Source organism: Aliiglaciecola sp. SL4 (assembly GCF_041538045.1).
Lineage (GTDB): Bacteria > Pseudomonadota > Gammaproteobacteria > Enterobacterales > Alteromonadaceae > Aliiglaciecola.
In genome coordinates this window covers 252,899-269,421 of the sequence record NZ_JBGOSE010000001.1, presented here as the reverse complement: position 1 = coordinate 269,421, position 16,523 = coordinate 252,899, and the positions used below count along the sequence as shown (strand labels likewise).

Sequence of the window (16,523 nt, the reverse complement as noted above, 5' to 3'; positions counted from 1 at the left end):
AGCATATGACAACAGAAGTAAAATCTTGGCTTGCAGAACGAAAGCGGCATAAATGCCATCGACAATTGTTAGTCATATCCGGTACGCAAAAGTGGGTATACGACTCAATTACCCAAATATTTGCTGCTAATGGGCCTTCAACAAACATTTGTGTAGGTCAAATAGCGGGTTTGAATAATATTCAAAGCAAACAATATCGAAGTGTCTTAGGTCAGGAGTTTGAATGGGTCATATATGACGGTTTTGCTGAACTAAGAGGCAATGCACTACTGGCTATGAGTGGTTGTGTTAGCCAAAGTGGGTTAATGATCCTACTTTGCCCCGATCTAGAAACTTGGTCGACATATACCAAAACCCAAAGTTTAGTAGAAGGCTTAACCAGCGATAAAAGTAGTCAGCGCTCTGCATTTATTGATTGGTTAGTTGAACATATAAAATCCTTTCCTGAGGTTTCAATTTGGCAACAACATCACGCCAAGCTCACTCAAGTCAAAGGGGTAAATGTAAACGAGCAACGTTTCCAAGACGAAGCCTGTAAGACTGCAGACCAATACCAATTGGTGGAATATATAAAGTATGTACATGGCAAAAAAAACAACCAGATAGTTGTTCTAGCTGACCGAGGTAGAGGAAAATCTTCAGCCCTAGGCATTGCAGCAGGACAACTAGCCCAATCAACTACGTCTAGATTTATAGTTACCTCCGCCCATCGCTCAATGACTCAGCAAATATTTAATCAAGCGGCTAAATTTATTGAGTCTAAAAAAGAGGACGTTGCCAGTAGTAATCAGCATGTTAATCCAATCCAGTACCTTGCATTTGACAAAATAATTAAATCGCAACCTAAAGGGGACTGGTTGTTCATTGATGAAGCTGCTTCTATACCAACAGAAGTGCTGGAACAATTAGTATCACAGTATCCGAACGTTATACTTAGTACCACAATACACGGCTATGAAGGCAGCGGAAGAGGATTTGAGCTGCGCTTTAAACCGTTCTTAAAAACTCACTTTGCAGGCTTTCGTGAATTTGTGTTACATACTCCGATAAGATGGTTTGAAAATGATCCACTTGAAGCGTTTTGGCATCAGGTTATGGCCCTTAAAAACACCACTGAAAACACGTTATCACAACAACCAACAAGCCAAACGCCCTCTGTTCAAGGGGGATCTAATCAACTATTGACGAGCACAAACAACAGTAAAGGTTTAGCTGACTCAATAAGTTATCAAACCTATAATGGCCACCAATTGATTTTGCAGCCAGCACTGCTACATGGAATATTTGAGCTTTTAGTCGACGCCCATTACCAAACTACACCAGACGATTTAGTCAGAATGTTGGACGCCAACCAACATATACATGTAATACATGATCAGCATTTAGACCCTATTTGCGTGGCTCTTACGGCATTAGAAGGTGGAGAATACCTGAAGCCGTTGGCCATAAACATTGCACAGGGCAACAGAAGAATCCCTGGGCACCTAATCCCACAACGATTAGCGTTTGACCATTGTGAACCTAAATTCATGGTAGACAGCCACCTACGCATTGTTAGAATTGCGGTCAAACAGCAATTTAGACATCAACATTTTGGCTCTACGATGCTGAAGCTGATTAAACAAGACGCTGTAAAAAACCATATTGACTTCTTAGGGAGCTCATTTGGATTAACCAAAGCACTGGCGAGATTTTGGTTTAAGAATGATTTTCAGCTGGTAAAGCTTGGTATTAAACAAGATGCTTCAAGTGGTGAATTTAGCGCGATTATGCTCACCCCTCTATCGTCAAGAGCAAAGGGCTCAATACAATTTTTAAGCCTAATTTGTAATCAACAAATAAACTATCAACAAGATTATCGCTTAAAAACCCTCTCCCCTGAATTAATTGCACTGGTACAAAAAAACCTACCGCTTAATCTCCCACAACAAACAAACAACAGCCAGGAAACAAAAAACTATTGGCTGAGTCTACTAAAGCAATTTATAGCCGGAAACCGCCCCTTATACAGCGTGGAATTTGCCATATTTCATTGGCTAGATTCCCTTAATATAAATTCTGAAAGGCTAGCGCCACATTTAAGGCAATCTAATAACTTCATAAATGATGTGCTCGTAAATAAGAAGAGTTATGAGTACATATCCAGAGAGTACAAACTTACAGGTAAAAAGCAGATTGAGAGTTATCTTCATGAGCAATTAAGACTGCTGATAGAACAATACCTCTAATCCTTAATATATTTTAATAATGTCTGAGCACCAATCTAATCTCTCTCGCTACACAAAAACTTGTTATAACAAGTTAGGTATCACACTAAAAGTTTCATAAAGACGCCCTATTCCCCTTAGGTATACAAACTCAAAGTTAATGTGTTTAGTTTTAAATAAACATTGGGAAAACATATTTAATGGGGAACCTAATAACACGCAGGATTCGTAAACGTATTTCAGGAAGGAACAAAGCGAAATAAAAAAGGCTTCGATTAAGAAGCCTTTTATGAATTCGGATATGTAAGTCGTTTAAACTAGACTTTAATACCGCGATTTTTTGCTTTTTCTTTGATATAGGGTTCCCAAGCTCTCGCAGTACGTGCAACGTTTTTGTCTTTCTTCGCGGCACGAACATGAACCATTGCTTGACGGAAGTTACCAGTATAAATATTTGCTTCCATCATTGCGATATGAATACGGCCAGTTTGATCTGCTCCGTTATCTAACGCTTTCTGTAAAGCATTTATAGAACCTTTGTAATCTTCAGCAGCTAATAATAAAATACCTTGCTTACGATATAAGTCAGCATCGTTTTCTACCTTAGCGGCCTTTTCGTAATAACTAGCAGCTGTCTTATACTCTCTAGCTTGATGATAAGAATTAGCAAGACTCGATAAAGTCTGAACAGATTCTTCTATCAAACCCGACTTCATATGCTTTTCCAAAAGCACTGCTGCTCTATATGGAATTTCATTAGTCGCGTAAAGTTGAGACAACGCTTTTATTTCAGACTTCTTAGACAGATAACCCTGATTATATGCAATTTCAAATGTAGAGAGAGCCTTTTTATAGTCCTCTACTAACATGTAGAAAAATCCTAATTGTGACCACCACTGTTTATTATCAGGAAATATACGCACTAGCTCTTCAGCAACAGCAACAGTTTCCGGATACATTTTACGTTCGTAAAATGATTGTAACTTTAAAACATACGGGTTTTTATTAGGTTTTTCATATAAAGCAATGGCTTTATCAGAAGGTGGTACCATCTTAGGAAGCTCTTTCAACTCATAATAAGCTTGCGCCATACGAGTATAGATATCAGGATCTTCCTTACAAGTGAACTTCATCCACTCTTGATAGTACTTAACTGCTTTACCGTATTCCTTTTCTTGCATACTAAGGTCAGCAACAAGTCTTACGGTATTAGCATGCTCAGAATCATTAAGCGCTTTAGGATTAACTGAACCTTCAAGATACTCTAAAGCTTTAGCTCCTTTGCCATCCTGACCAGCCAACATCTTACCGATAAAGTTATCAGCAAACGCTTTGTCGTATCCATCTTTAGCATCAACTTCGTACAGAATTGCTAATGCTTCATCAATCAGATCGTTGTTATATGCTTCAAGCGCCTTCTGGATCTTTTTACCAACGCGCTCACCAACGATGTTGGTTGTGCCACGCTTGTAATCTGCACAAGCAACGGGTGCCGACTGAGCTGCTGCTGAGTTTGATAGCAATGTAGCGGCACCTAAAGTTGCTATCGCAGTAACATTTAATACAAACTTTTTCATTAGCCTTGATCCAATTTAAAGTCCAATTGCACTTTCATATTGAACTGTTTTTCAGGTTTCCCATCGACGATTTTTGGCTTGTATTTCCATTTACGTAATGCGCGCTTAGCTTCACGGTCGAAGATACGTTTAGGATCTGCATCCAAAACATCAACATCATCCACGCCGCCTACCTCATTGATAGTGAAAGATAAGATAACCCATCCTTCCTTACCATCACGAGCAGCTTGCACTGGGTATTTAGGTTCAATACGAACAATTGGAGTTGCTTCACCATCGCGTTGCATATTTCCAACGCCACCAATATCAATCGACGCGCCACCCACATCTACAGCTGGCATATTAAAGCTTACACCGTCTGCGTTTGCATCTTCAACATCAGGTTCAACCGGCTGAATTTTAGGCGGTTGCTGAGGCGGAGGAGGAGGTGGTGGTGGAACACGTTGACGAGTTTGAGTAGATTCGTCTGGGTCCGACATTACAATATCAATAACAGGCGACTCAGGTACTTCACTTGCTGGTTGCGAAGAGTTCGCTACCAGTTTAGCCATAATTACAAACAGGCCAAAAGCGACTACTGCACCAAGCAATATAGAGACAATTACTCGCATAATTAAGAAGCTCCTCTTGCTGCTACTGAGATTTGGTCGATACCTGCGGCTTTGATTTGATCCATCACTTTAACCACAATACCATGTTCAGCCTTTTCATCTGCTTGAATAATAACAACATCTGAAGGCTGTTCGGCTAAAAGCTTTTCAAGGTTAGCTTGAATAGATTCAACCTTAACTTCGCGCTTATCCATCCATATAACACCGTCTTCCGTGACAGCAATAAAGATATTAGCGTTTTTAGGTAAAAACGCCTGGCTAGCGCCCGGTTTATTCACTTGTATCCCTGCTTCTTTCACGAAAACAGTGGTTACAATGAAGAAGATAAGCATGATAAACACGATATCAAGCATCGGTGTCATATCAATCGCTGCATCTTCCTCTGGTGCACGTTCTTTACGAGCCATAAACTTCTCTCTTAATGGTGAGGAAGGCTGTCAATCAGCTTCTCTTTGGCGATTTTTACTTTTGATTCCAAACGAGAACTAAAGAAAACGCCAGACAAAGCTGCAACCATACCTGCCATAGTAGGAATTGTTGCCATCGAAATACCAGCTGCCATTAATCGAGCATTACCGGTTCCTTGTGTAGCCATAGTTTCGAATACGTTAATCATGCCCCAAACTGTACCTAGTAAACCTATTAGCGGACACATTGCCACTAAGGTTTTAATCAACAACATGTTGCTGCCTAGTTTGTCTGAAGCTTGAGAAATCCAAGCATCACGGATTCTATGCGCGTACCAGGAGGTGGTATCAACTCTGGCATCCCAATCTTTGATGATATTCTTTCTCATCTTAGGATACACAGAATTCAAAAACCAAAAGCGCTCTATCATTAACACCCACATGAGAAAGAGCGCTAAAGCGACGAGATATAAAACCCCGCCTCCTGTCGCGATAAACTCCCTGACGGAATCCCATAATCCAATCAGGTCAGCCATATTATGCTTTCTCCGACTCTGCGTGAGCAGCTACTATGCCCGCAGTTTGTTCGTCAAGGATATGCACGATTGATTTACTACGACCAGCAACAATGCTGTGCATAAGAATTAGCGGTAGTGCCGCGATAATACCTTGAGCTGTAGTTACCAATGCCATTGAAATACTTCCTGCCATCAATCTTGGGTCGCCAGTACCAAACAATGTGATTTGTTGGAAGGTAGCGATCATACCAAGTACCGTACCTAGTAGACCTAGTAACGGAGCGATTGCAGCAAAAATCTTGATGATGTTAATTCCACTTTCTATCGTTGGAAGTTCTTTCAGAATTGCTTCATCAAGCTTCATTTCTAGATTTTCAGTGTCAGCTGTTTTATTTTCGTTGTAAACCTTCAATACACGTCCAAGAGGGTTAGACGATGAAGGTGAGCCTGGGTTACTCAACTGTTTACGCATTTTGCCACTGATAAGGGTAAGAGTGATGATTTTGTAGAAACCTATCAATAAACCAATTACTAACATTACAGTGATAGTGTATCCAACCGGACCACCAGCATGGTAACGTTCTTCCCAAGTCGCTTTTTGCTTCAATAGACCTAGGATTGCACCGCTTGAAGGATCCACAAACGTAGGAATAACGCCTGAAGTAGAGGCATATAGTTCGCGAGCTGTTTCAGCTTGGAACTCATCAGGTTGACGACCTAGAGGTTGAACTTTTTCTTCTTGATCATCATATACTAAATAACCAACTTCACCCACTAAGTTAAATGCACCGATGCGCACGACTTCTTGTTGTGAAGAACCACCTTCTAGGTTAATTACTTCAGTATTAAAACGAGCAATTTTACCAGATTCAGTCATTTCAGTTTGAAGTGCAATCCACATATCTTCTAGTTCGCGGATATTTGGAAGACCTTCAGACTCTTCTGACATTCTCTTAAGGAATGCAGCACGACCTGGGAACTGAGCACTTACAATTGAAGTAGCGATACGACCGTAAGACTCTGAAGCTGCTTGACGTACAACACCAAACATCTCACCAAGGTCACCGGTAGCCATGTCAAGCTCTGTGCTTTTCTCTGTTAACGTTACTTCATTATCAGAAAATTGCTTAGCAAGACGGTCACCACGATCTTCTTCAGCTTTTAAGTTAGCTTTAGCTGTTCTAAGTAGTGCTTGTTTATCGGCACGTGCAGATTGGAACTCTGCTTCGCGTTTCTTATCAAGCTTCGCTTCAGAAACACGATTTTGTTTTACTTCTTCTAACAGTTGGTCAAGGCTTGACTGAGCATGGGCGCCAGATGCTAAAAGTGTAACTGCTGTTGCAGCAAATACGGATTTAAATGTTAATTTCATTTCTTATTACTCCGCTGCTGGAATGGGTAGTTTAACTAGATTAACTGGCAATTGTTTTCTTGCCATACGAACTGCAGCGATACTAGATTCAAGGTATTCACTTCCTAGCTCTACCCAGGTGCGCTCTGCGGTATCCCACATCCATGCATTTTTCTGGTCAAGAGATAAGGCAATTAACGCAGTACGACCAAGGTTGAAGAAATCAACCGTAATGTCTGTACCATTATAAGTCATGTTACCTTGGTAAGCTGAAATCTTTGAGCCGTAATCTAATTCAATTTGGTAAGCTTCGATAACTTGGCGAAAACGCTCTGATACAGTTACATTCGAGTTACCCATAACGTCACGTAAACGTTCTACACGTGCACGTCGCTCTGCCATTTTAATTGGCACGTCGGCTTCGATGAATTTTTCAAGACTGTCGATCATTCTGAAAAGTAAAGGAACGATACCACGCTTAGTTTCATCAATTTGATCGATTTGTTTTTGTAGAGAATCGATACCGCGTTGTTGGTCAGCAACTAGAGTTGCAACATAATCATTGTAAACTTTCAGATTTTCTGTTTCGTCTACAACTGCACGATAATCTACTAAAAGTTCTTGTGATTGTTGAAAGAGATTATCAATTTTCTCTTGAGATTTTGCTGCAGCAACATGGATTTTAGCTTCTTCTTTGTGAAGATCATTCAATGTATCTGCAGAGACTGCACTACTACCAAGTGCAAATGCACCCACAACGGTAGAGGCAATAAGGGTTCTCTTGCTCATTTTGGACATAGTTCCCAACCAATTTTCTTGTTATGAATCCCAGTCTAGGTGAAAAGTTCACTGACAAGGGGCTATATAATTATTTTTAGGATTATAGTGTTATTCCATAAATCGATTTAACACTATTGCACTCGAATGTTCACACGGAAGTTATCGAGTTGTCAAGATATCGTATGCCACACTTTAGCATTTAGTGACTAACGGTAGTTTTTATAATCAATGGCGGATAAAAAAATCCTTATTGTCAATATAAATGAGACTTGAAGCACTATTTTCATAATACATTCTTAGTGAATAATTCAACCTTTTTATGAATAGAAATAGCGCTTTTACGACAATTCATTCAAAATTAGCGATAAAAAGCTGGTAAGACCATTTGAGTAACCTACCTAAAATAAGCTTAGGCCACTTTTTCACTAAATGCACCAATCATTTTGTTGATTTTATAGGTAATAAATCAAAGGCCACTGACATTCTCTCTTGAGAATCTTCAAATGCTTCTGTTCCGTGCCAAAAATACGAAGGAAATAAAACTAACTGGCCAATTTGGGGTTTAACCCATTTTTGTTCAGCTAACGGATCAGGCAGGCCAATGCCAGGTTTACCAAAATGCAGCCAACCTTGTTTACTTGTTTCATCAATTACCGAAGGTACATGCACATAAAATGCACTGCTCAACCAACCTTTAGGGTGTACATGGGAAACATGGAACCCTTGGTTACTTAATTTAACTGACCAATTGGCTGAAAATTCGATTGCTTTGCCAGCATGCTGATAAAATGGGTGGGCCTGATCTGGTTTAAGGCCAACCAACAATGAATCAATGGTATTTTTAAGGGCTCCTCTAAGTTGTTGAATGATAGGAACTTGTTGTGAAAATAAGTTGCCCATGGTCTGAGTGCCATGACGTAACGATTGATCTAAGGGATTGCGTTGGCTCACGTGAATTTCATTTAAAGCTACGCGTAAAGCCTGGCTAAATTGTTCGATATTTTTATATTGATTTGGCAGTATTATAGGCTGCTGGAAGACCATATTCTGATAATCACATAGGTACTCATATTCAAAGCTTTGTAACTGTCTTAGCGCTGTTGTTTTCAAAGCCCAAAACAGTTGATCATTAGGGGCTAATTGCAACATATGTTCAAGCAGTTTAAGCCCCTTCTGATTTTCACCTATAGCTAGGTAGGCTTTTACTAACTTTTCATTTTCGGAAATTGATAAAACCGCTTTTGATGAAATTTTATCCCTAAAATAGCCAACGATATCGTCATGCTTTTGCTCTTTTTCCCATAACATTAGCTGCAGATTTTTGGCTACGCCTTTTTTATCGGCATGGACAAATAGTTCATTTACAAGTTGCTTAGCCTTAGCAACTTCATCAATTTTAACTAGACCCACAATATAATCGGCAATTAATTCATCAGACATTTTTTCGAATGCTTGTTGGCGATAATGAGATAAATGGTCATCTTCATTCATTTCATATTTCAAAGCACTAAACAATTGGTTTAGCTTGCGATTATCCGGTGCTCTTTGGATACCCTGCTTAAGGGTATCCATGGCGTTTACAGGTTGCTGAAGGTCTAAGTAAACTAATGCTAAGTCTTCATAATATTCAGGATTAGTTGGCTCAATCGTTAATCTTTTTTTGAATAATTCTGCGGCCTGTGGATAATTGCCTTGGTCTTTTTGTAACCAGCCCAATTCTGATAGCACCCGTAAATTATTAGGTTCGATTTTATCAATGGCAATTAATAACTCTTCAGCTTTTTTATGTTCATTTCGTTTCTGTAAAATACGGCTGCGTCCAAGCTTAGCCTCAAGTGAGTTAGCTTGCAGTTTTTCACAGTTGATAAAAGCTTGTTCAGCTAATTGCAACTCGTCCATATGAAAATAGGTCTGACCCAGCTTTAACCAAACCTGCGGATTTTTATTGTCAAATGAGAGGCACTGTTTGAAATAGTTAACTGCTTGTTCAAAAGCTTTTGAAAAATAGGCTATCTTGCCTAAAGCATAATATAAATCAGGTTGTTTGGGATTAAGTAACAAAGATTCGGAAAAATAACGTTTAGCTTCGCTGTTATTTCTCAAGCGTTCATAAGCGGAGCCCATGGCTCTGGATAAGCGAAAATCTTTAATACCAACATCTTTTAGAATTAGGAAATGAGATAACGCTTGTTCAAATTGGCCTTTATGCATTAACTGCATTGCCAAGTTCAGCCTTTGTTGTGCGCTTAAGTTTGGATTTTGCATATTTGGATTTTGCATAAAAGTCAGATACTAGAATCAGGTTACAAGTGGGTATGAACCAAGTTGCGAATCAAGGTAAGATACCACTTAATGAAATCCAACCCAAGATTAAATCTATTACCTATTGTTATCTGATGTTATTAAACTATCTGCCCAAATGAATTACAAAGCATTAGGCGACAAGATGCAACAAACTGCACAACCACTTTAAATATTGAACGAATGTTATACAGTCAGTGAATCTTCCTTGATGTGTAGTTGTAGTAACGGTAAGAAGTGATTGCAGCTGACAGTAAGTCACTAAATCTATTCGCTAATAGCATTTTTAGCATGTATTTTTATATACTTTAGGCTAAAGCCAATTATCTATTAGAATGTTAAAAGGGGTCAAGTAAGTTTTTACATTAAACTTACTTGAAACCCTTATTATGTTTAAGCTTAAATTAATTTTCTATTGAACAAGGCCCTACTCCTGGGCAATTTCCAGGTCCTGAACCTCCTCCTGAGCCACCACCAGATCCACCGCCAGATCCACCGCCATTATCTATATACGCGTCCACGCTCTTGAAACGCATAGTAGAGGAATATACACCGTCGCGAACGGTGGCTCTAACTGTAATTGGACATGCATAATAGTCGAAATTGAAGGTATTACTAGCACCTGATTTCAAGTATTCCCACTCAGCATTGTCCGAGTTGGTCACATCACACCACTTGTTACCGTTCGCTCGCTCTCTTACAACTGCGTCATGTTTTATTTCCCATAAATAATTTATGGGTTTATTTTCTCGCCCGTATTTTGAATAAGTGTCTATCGAACCACCATTTGCTGTGAAAGTCCCAATAATTCTATTTCCGATCTCGTTATACTGAACAGTAAGTGAAGAAAGTTCAGGTGATTTTTGAACCCAGATACCTTCTGCTGAACACATACCACTAGCTCTAGCCACCCACACGAGTCCGTATCCATAGGTGTTAGGAAAGCTCATATAGTGATAAGCATTTGCGTACTCATCTGACTTATCTGTACCAACATACCCCATTTCTGAATTATAAAATTGAACATTTGCTAGTATATCAAAAAGGTTTCCCTTAGCTCTGAATGAGCTTCCTTGAATGACGTGTTTAGGTGCTTCAACCCTCAAATAATCGTACCCATCAACAATATTATATAGACTAATCAAGAAATTACTCCAAGCCAAGTAGCCTGCTCCCGTGACAGTACTATCATTGTATATGTCGTAACCAGATTCCAGAGCTGTGTTTAACTCATCTCCAGCTATATCGTAGCTTTCCACTCTACCGTATTCACATCCAACAGGTAGTTCATAGGATTGAGCAAGCACCTCGTTACTTAAAGAAACTGAGACTGTAGATAAAAGCAATATTTTTCTAAGCATAAAAAATCCTTTTATGGTTCAGTTAAGATTAGAGCTAACCGGTAAATTAACTCACCTTGAATTTAAAGTTTAATGCTCCTGAATGCAACTAAAATATCACTCTTAGCTATAGATTAATTAATATACACCAATGGGCATTAAGACTTAACAACTGCTGTCAGATGGTGCCAATTAATAGGAGGAAAGCTCTTGCTTTCTCACCGTTGCGAACAGTCGTGAGTAACTTTACGCCTTTCTCATACAGTGTGTCTTCCAGATATATATTGGATCCCTTTTATCACCATAAAATTTGTTAGGTAGACACTCAGCAAGGCACTCGATTGCTTTAATGTTAAGTGGGCTTGAACATTTGCTGTGTTACTGTAGCTATTACTAATTAACCATCATCATTGCGACTAGAATGTTACTTGAATCTCCCCATCGAGCTATTGCCTCGCGGTGCAGGGCTACAGAACTTTTATGATGGTAAAACAAATCATATGACGTAATTATAGATTATTAGAGTCAATAGTAAATTGCAGTTGAACTTACCTTTAAGCGCGCATCGGTCCTTCCGGGCGAGGCATAACCGCGAAAACCTCGTTTAGCTCAGTAAATCAGTGAGAACACTTTTATAAAACTTTTTTACAAGACCAAGATAGTAATTTTGACAATGTTATTATTGTGACAGGTGTAGTGGAGCACGGTGAAAGAATCGAACAAGGAACGAGCATTTAGTTCAATTTTCTCGAAGGAGATTAATAGTAATATGGTAAAAACTTTCCTTATTGGGAGCGTACTATTGGAATGTTCGACTTTGGGCTTAGGAATCCTAAAGCAGTATATAGAGAAACTGCGACCACTTCTAATATGAGATAAAGCGATATAAGCATAGTTCTTTTATCCGATTAAAAACCCTAAACTTGTAAGCGTTAAGTTAACTGCTAGCTAGGACGCCATTCACCAGTTAAAAGGTAACCTATTGCCTTTCCTTCCTGTATGACTACATCACTATTGATATTCGTAAATCCGTTGTCGAACAAAGTACTAACTAGTTTGTCTTTATCGTCATTGCTAAGCGCGGATTGAAGTAAATTTTGTAGACGATTAAACTGTCCATGCATTTCTCTTTCAAAGACTAATAACATTTCTTTTTTTTCACTAAAGTTTTTATCTTTTTTCATAACTTCTTTTAAAAACCTTGGAAATCCGGTGCCAAAAAGCCCCTCTTCACTCTTTTCAACACATTGCTGTAAAGCTGAGTTAAAAGCAGCCCTACATCGCTCAGCTTCTTTAGAATACTGTCCGTATTTTTCCAATACGTCAATCAACTGGTGCAACATTTTAATTGGACCATTATTTTCTTGTAAAGCAACCAATATAGTGTAAATAGAACTATTTGGTTTGACTATGGAACTTTCCATATCATGTATTACCCAATGTATTTTACCGCCGTTTTTCAATATTCGTGCGCACTCAACAATAGATTTATCCAAATCACTATATTCTATGCCAAATTGTGATACGACATAATCAATTGAGTTATCGCTGAAGGGTAAAGCTTCTGCAGGCGTTTCAGGATAAAAAGTTACGTTTTGTTTATTCACTTTACTGTTTACATATAATTTAGCAGAGTCAATGCCATAAAATAGAGCATTTGAACAACCTACTTTATTTACTGCTATATCAATTAATGCGCCATTTCCAGTACCAATATCAATCACTACTGCATTGCTGCCTTTTATAGGTTCAAAGTAAGCATGCCAACAGTCAAACAATGCCCCCTCATAATTGTCCTCAATATCTTCCCCGAAAGAAGTTAAATGACCTTGTTTCCAATAGTCTGTCCAGTAGCTACTCATATACATACTCTTGTCGTTGAATTGTTCTACATTAAGTAAACGCTAATTGATTATTAAAACGCTCAATAGACTTCATCGTCATTTTTATTTATTTTACGACCCTAACTACCAATATATATCAATATTAATTTAGCTACCATTACTTTGGCCTCCTTTAAAAATAGTCTCTTTCTTAGCAAATATTCGTACTCGACAATACAAATTCCTGAATCTATTTTGATTATTATATCTACTCTTATCTGAAAAAAGTCAGTAAAGAAGGCTTTATAGGAACTATGGGGTAATATGCTCAATGAAAACGTTTATGATCGTTACCAGAACTACCTAGCAGAACGTATTAATGTCATATTGAAGACATAGTAACTGCGACTAAAAAGAAAGGATATAGAAAAATTTTGGCAAATGCTTAAAGAGTCAATAGTGTTTATAGTAGTCGTCGGCAACATATGGCCTTAAAATACAAAAGCGCCCGATGAAGTACATCGAGCGCCTAAATTAAAGCAAAAATTAACTTATTTCCGAACTAGTCAGAGTTAAAGTTTACAGTTTCAGCTATTAGAAGCTAATTTGGTAATTAATGCGGTAATCGCGACCAAAGTTATTATATAGATCTTGATCATCCCAAGCTCCTGTCGATGTTAGAACAGGATCTTCATCAGTCAAATTATTGACTGTAAGAGTAACCGCTCCATAGCTTCCAGCATTATAAGTATAAGTCAAGTTGTGAATTAACCAGCTGTCTAACTTACCAGATTGTACAAAATAACCATCATCACCAGCTGATTCATTTTCAGATGTACTGTCTGTATAAGTCAAGTTCCATGCAAGAGAATGATCTTCTAATGCCCAAGACAAGGTTGCTACAGATTTGAACTCTGGCTGACCAGACCAACCTGCAGTATCTTGAATTAAACCACCAACTTCTTCTTCATATGACATGACAAAACTGTTGACATTTGTAAAGCGGAAGTCACCAAATTCAGTCTCAATATTAGCATTGATGGTGAAATCAATCCCTTCAACTGTAAAACCGACACCATTAAAATATGATGTTCCAGCTTCAACTAAAGTACCTGAAACTGTACGTTTCAAATAGAAAGTATCAGTGGTGTCTTCATCTGCACCATATGCGGTGATCAAACCATTTGCTTCATCTGAAAGCAAATCTTGCAATGTCTTTTGTTGAATAACGTCTTGTATATCAAGATTGAAATAATCTAATTTCAGTCCTACATTATCATTAATGTCCCATGCCACACCGATATTAATATAATCAGATGACTCTGGACCTAGCTCAGAGTTAGCTGCATAGTACGTATCGTACTGCTTGGTTGATGAAGCACCTTGAGAGTAATCAATTGCACCTTCAGCTGAGAAAGTTAAAGCAGCATTTAAAAGGTCAAGGCCCGGAGCACGGAAAGATTCTGAGTAGGATGCACGGAAAATCAAGTTATCCATAGCTTCCCAGCGGGCTGAAATTGCAGGAGAAACTTTATCACCAAAATCAGAATAATCATCATAACGAGCTTTAACGTTCACCTCAACAGTGTCTGAAACAGGCAATACTGATTCAAAGAATAAGGCTGTAACATCACGTTCACCAAGGGACGAATTACCAGCAGAGCCGCCAACTATACCAGCTTCAGATTGACCATCGTAGATGTCTGCATAAGTTTGTTCAAAGTACTCAGCGCCAAAGTAGTGTGCTACCGTTCCACCACCAAGCTCGAACATATCGAAACCAATACCAGCGAAGAACTGATTAAATGTAGATTGCGAATTCTGTAATGTCGTTAAACGAGTGTTAGCAATCCCTTCTTCACTTCTTAAAGGAATATCATTCGCCTCATTATACGCTAAACCACCGTAAGACAAATAATAATCACCAACTGATTTATTATTTGCGCTATTGTAGTGATAATAAACTTCCCAAGAAGCATCATTCCAGTCTAGATTACCACGTAAGCCAGTAGTGTAATCTTGGTTATAGTCGTCAACATTACCGTCACGAACACCAACGTCTGCCCATCGAATATAAGTACGGAATGAAGTTTCATCCCATGGGTTATATGTTGAACTAAAGTATCCTTCATCTTCAGAACCGACCGCTCCAATACCATCTATAGCAGCAGCAGGAGGAGCATAACGCCCAAATGAACTGTTTTGAACAAACATAGCTTGACCAAACCATTCTACGTCTTCTGCAACTTCATAATTAGCATTAATATATAGGGTATTGCGGTCTATTGACGCAGTATTAAATGAAGCATTAGCAAAAGCATACATACAGTAAGTAGAGCCTTCACTCCAGTCGTCATCAGCTGCAGTCTCTAAAAATGTATCGGAGCCAAACTCTGCAGTCAAATCATCACAAACGGGCGATGCCAACGTCATTGAGGCATCAGCATTTGTCGCTGTTGCACCATAAATCGACCAACCAATAGTTTCTGAATAAGCTTGAATAATACCGTCACCATCAAGATCGTTGCGCTGAGCTGAAGTGTAAACTCGATCAGCATCAGCAATACCTTTACGCTTCTGGTGATCAAACGAGAAGGTGATATTTCCTTTATCGTTAGACACACCGCCCACGATAGAGAACTCATTTGATGTAGTGCCTTCATCATTATCGCGGTGACCCGCACCTATATTGAATGTGAGGCCTTCAAAATCATCTTTAAGGATAACGTTAACAACACCAGCCATTGCATCTGAACCATAAATAGCAGACGCACCTTCAGTCATGATATCGATACGCTCAACAGCTGCCATTGGAATAGCATTCAAATTAGCAGAAGCTCCACCTAAAGTAGGTGAACCTGGGAAACGACGGCCGTTCAATAGAACTAGAGTACGTCGAGAACCAGCACCACGAAGGTTAATCGTTGCTTGAGACTGTGCAGAGCTACCAGAACGCTCAGAGAAAGAACCAAACGAGTTCAAAGAGCTACTACGCAAGGCATCAGCAACAGTAAAATCACCTTCCATTTTTATATCAGCAGCGCTGATCGAAATTACTGGGGATGCGCCTTCAAGGTCGGTACGTTTAATACGTGAACCGGTTACAGAGATTTTCTCTACGCCAGCTGAATCTTGTGCAACAGCTGTTGCAGGAGCCAATACTGCTGTTGAAGCAGCACCGACGGCTAGAGCTAGACGAATTGACTTCGTTAACTTTGAATTTGTATACATGTATGTCTCCCTGGACCACTATTTTATAGTGTTAGTTTTATCGCTTATGCGACTTTTTATTAGTAAGGTAGTGAACCTCGCATTGAATAATAAACACATCATAGTGCCGTGGTCAACTCGTTGTATTAGCCTATTACATAAAAGTTCAACATATTTCATAAAGGAATAAGTAACTAAAAGTTTACGCTTTCGATCTTGGCTAAATTTAAAAGAATTGCTTCTGTTAATAACAAGTAGAATTTTTAAAACCAAAACTTTTCGACTAGTTGTAACTATTTCATCTAGCCAGTCTTAACTTTCGGTTTAAAAACTCCAAGCACACATCTTGTAACAGTATGAAATCAAATGAAATAATAATTACATCTGAACTTTAAGAA

11 protein-coding genes are annotated in these 16,523 nt (G+C 38.8%); 1 reads left to right on the top strand and 10 read right to left on the bottom strand.

Translation table 11 applies throughout. From position 1 onward, the window contains the following. Positions 1-5 precede the first annotated feature (5 nt). Positions 6-2,228 carry a GNAT family N-acetyltransferase gene (locus AB6T38_RS01200; protein WP_372545458.1) on the top strand — a complete coding sequence of 741 codons (2,223 nt, stop codon included), beginning with the start codon at positions 6-8 and terminating at the stop codon, positions 2,226-2,228. Positions 2,229-2,524: 296 nt separating this feature from the next. Here the strand turns inward: AB6T38_RS01200 and AB6T38_RS01195 are convergent, their stop codons facing one another. From AB6T38_RS01195 to AB6T38_RS01150, 10 genes are all read right to left on the bottom strand, one after another. Then, positions 2,525-3,784 carry a tetratricopeptide repeat protein gene (locus AB6T38_RS01195; protein WP_372545457.1) on the bottom strand — a complete coding sequence of 420 codons (1,260 nt, stop codon included), beginning with the start codon at positions 3,782-3,784 and terminating at the stop codon, positions 2,525-2,527. Then, the gene (locus AB6T38_RS01190) at positions 3,784-4,398 is read right to left on the bottom strand and encodes an energy transducer TonB (protein WP_372546030.1); all 615 of its coding nucleotides are present in this window, start codon (positions 4,396-4,398) and stop codon (positions 3,784-3,786) included. The genes AB6T38_RS01195 and AB6T38_RS01190 overlap by 1 nt, the downstream gene beginning before the upstream one ends. Further along, positions 4,398-4,802, bottom strand: coding sequence for a biopolymer transporter ExbD (locus AB6T38_RS01185; protein WP_303477528.1), 405 nt, complete (start codon positions 4,800-4,802; stop codon positions 4,398-4,400). Before AB6T38_RS01185 ends, AB6T38_RS01190 begins: the two co-directional genes overlap by 1 nt. A gap of 11 nt (positions 4,803-4,813) precedes the next feature. Further along, positions 4,814-5,338: a MotA/TolQ/ExbB proton channel family protein gene (locus tag AB6T38_RS01180; RefSeq protein ID WP_348492147.1), complete on the bottom strand. Its 525-nt coding sequence runs from the start codon at positions 5,336-5,338 to the stop codon at positions 4,814-4,816. Between the two features lies 1 nt (position 5,339). Continuing rightward, entirely contained in the window at positions 5,340-6,692 is a 1,353-nt protein-coding gene (locus tag AB6T38_RS01175) for a MotA/TolQ/ExbB proton channel family protein (RefSeq protein WP_372545455.1), read from the bottom strand. A gap of 6 nt (positions 6,693-6,698) precedes the next feature. Then, positions 6,699-7,460 (bottom strand): DUF3450 domain-containing protein, encoded by a 762-nt coding sequence (locus tag AB6T38_RS01170; protein WP_372545454.1) that lies wholly within the window; start codon positions 7,458-7,460, stop codon positions 6,699-6,701. Between the two features lie 429 nt (positions 7,461-7,889). Continuing rightward, complete coding sequence (locus tag AB6T38_RS01165; protein WP_372545452.1) at positions 7,890-9,731, bottom strand: putative 2OG-Fe(II) oxygenase; 1,842 nt, start codon at positions 9,729-9,731, stop codon at positions 7,890-7,892. A 425-nt stretch (positions 9,732-10,156) separates the two neighbouring features. Then, positions 10,157-11,113, bottom strand: coding sequence for a hypothetical protein (locus AB6T38_RS01160; protein WP_372545451.1), 957 nt, complete (start codon positions 11,111-11,113; stop codon positions 10,157-10,159). 923 nt (positions 11,114-12,036) lie between these two features. After that, positions 12,037-12,954 (bottom strand): class I SAM-dependent methyltransferase, encoded by a 918-nt coding sequence (locus AB6T38_RS01155; RefSeq protein WP_372545450.1) that lies wholly within the window; start codon positions 12,952-12,954, stop codon positions 12,037-12,039. A 555-nt stretch (positions 12,955-13,509) separates the two neighbouring features. Further along, the gene (locus AB6T38_RS01150; RefSeq protein ID WP_372545449.1) at positions 13,510-16,146 is read right to left on the bottom strand and encodes a TonB-dependent receptor domain-containing protein; all 2,637 of its coding nucleotides are present in this window, start codon (positions 16,144-16,146) and stop codon (positions 13,510-13,512) included. Positions 16,147-16,523 lie beyond the last annotated feature (377 nt).

Bases quoted from the DNA above. Each gene is read 5' to 3' on its own strand.
- AB6T38_RS01155 (WP_372545450.1), bottom strand. From the start codon at position 12,954: ATGAGTAGCTACTGGACAGACTATTGGAAACAAGGTCATTTAACTTCT.
- AB6T38_RS01180 (WP_348492147.1), bottom strand. From the start codon at position 5,338: ATGGCTGACCTGATTGGATTATGGGATTCCGTCAGGGAGTTTATCGCG.
- AB6T38_RS01170 (WP_372545454.1), bottom strand. From the start codon at position 7,460: ATGAGCAAGAGAACCCTTATTGCCTCTACCGTTGTGGGTGCATTTGCA.
- AB6T38_RS01160 (WP_372545451.1), bottom strand. From the start codon at position 11,113: ATGCTTAGAAAAATATTGCTTTTATCTACAGTCTCAGTTTCTTTAAGT.
- AB6T38_RS01175 (WP_372545455.1), bottom strand. From the start codon at position 6,692: ATGAAATTAACATTTAAATCCGTATTTGCTGCAACAGCAGTTACACTT.
- AB6T38_RS01185 (WP_303477528.1), bottom strand. From the start codon at position 4,802: ATGGCTCGTAAAGAACGTGCACCAGAGGAAGATGCAGCGATTGATATG.
- AB6T38_RS01195 (WP_372545457.1), bottom strand. From the start codon at position 3,784: ATGAAAAAGTTTGTATTAAATGTTACTGCGATAGCAACTTTAGGTGCC.
- AB6T38_RS01165 (WP_372545452.1), bottom strand. From the start codon at position 9,731: ATGCAAAATCCAAATATGCAAAATCCAAACTTAAGCGCACAACAAAGG.
- AB6T38_RS01150 (WP_372545449.1), bottom strand. From the start codon at position 16,146: ATGTATACAAATTCAAAGTTAACGAAGTCAATTCGTCTAGCTCTAGCC.
- AB6T38_RS01200 (WP_372545458.1), top strand. From the start codon at position 6: ATGACAACAGAAGTAAAATCTTGGCTTGCAGAACGAAAGCGGCATAAA.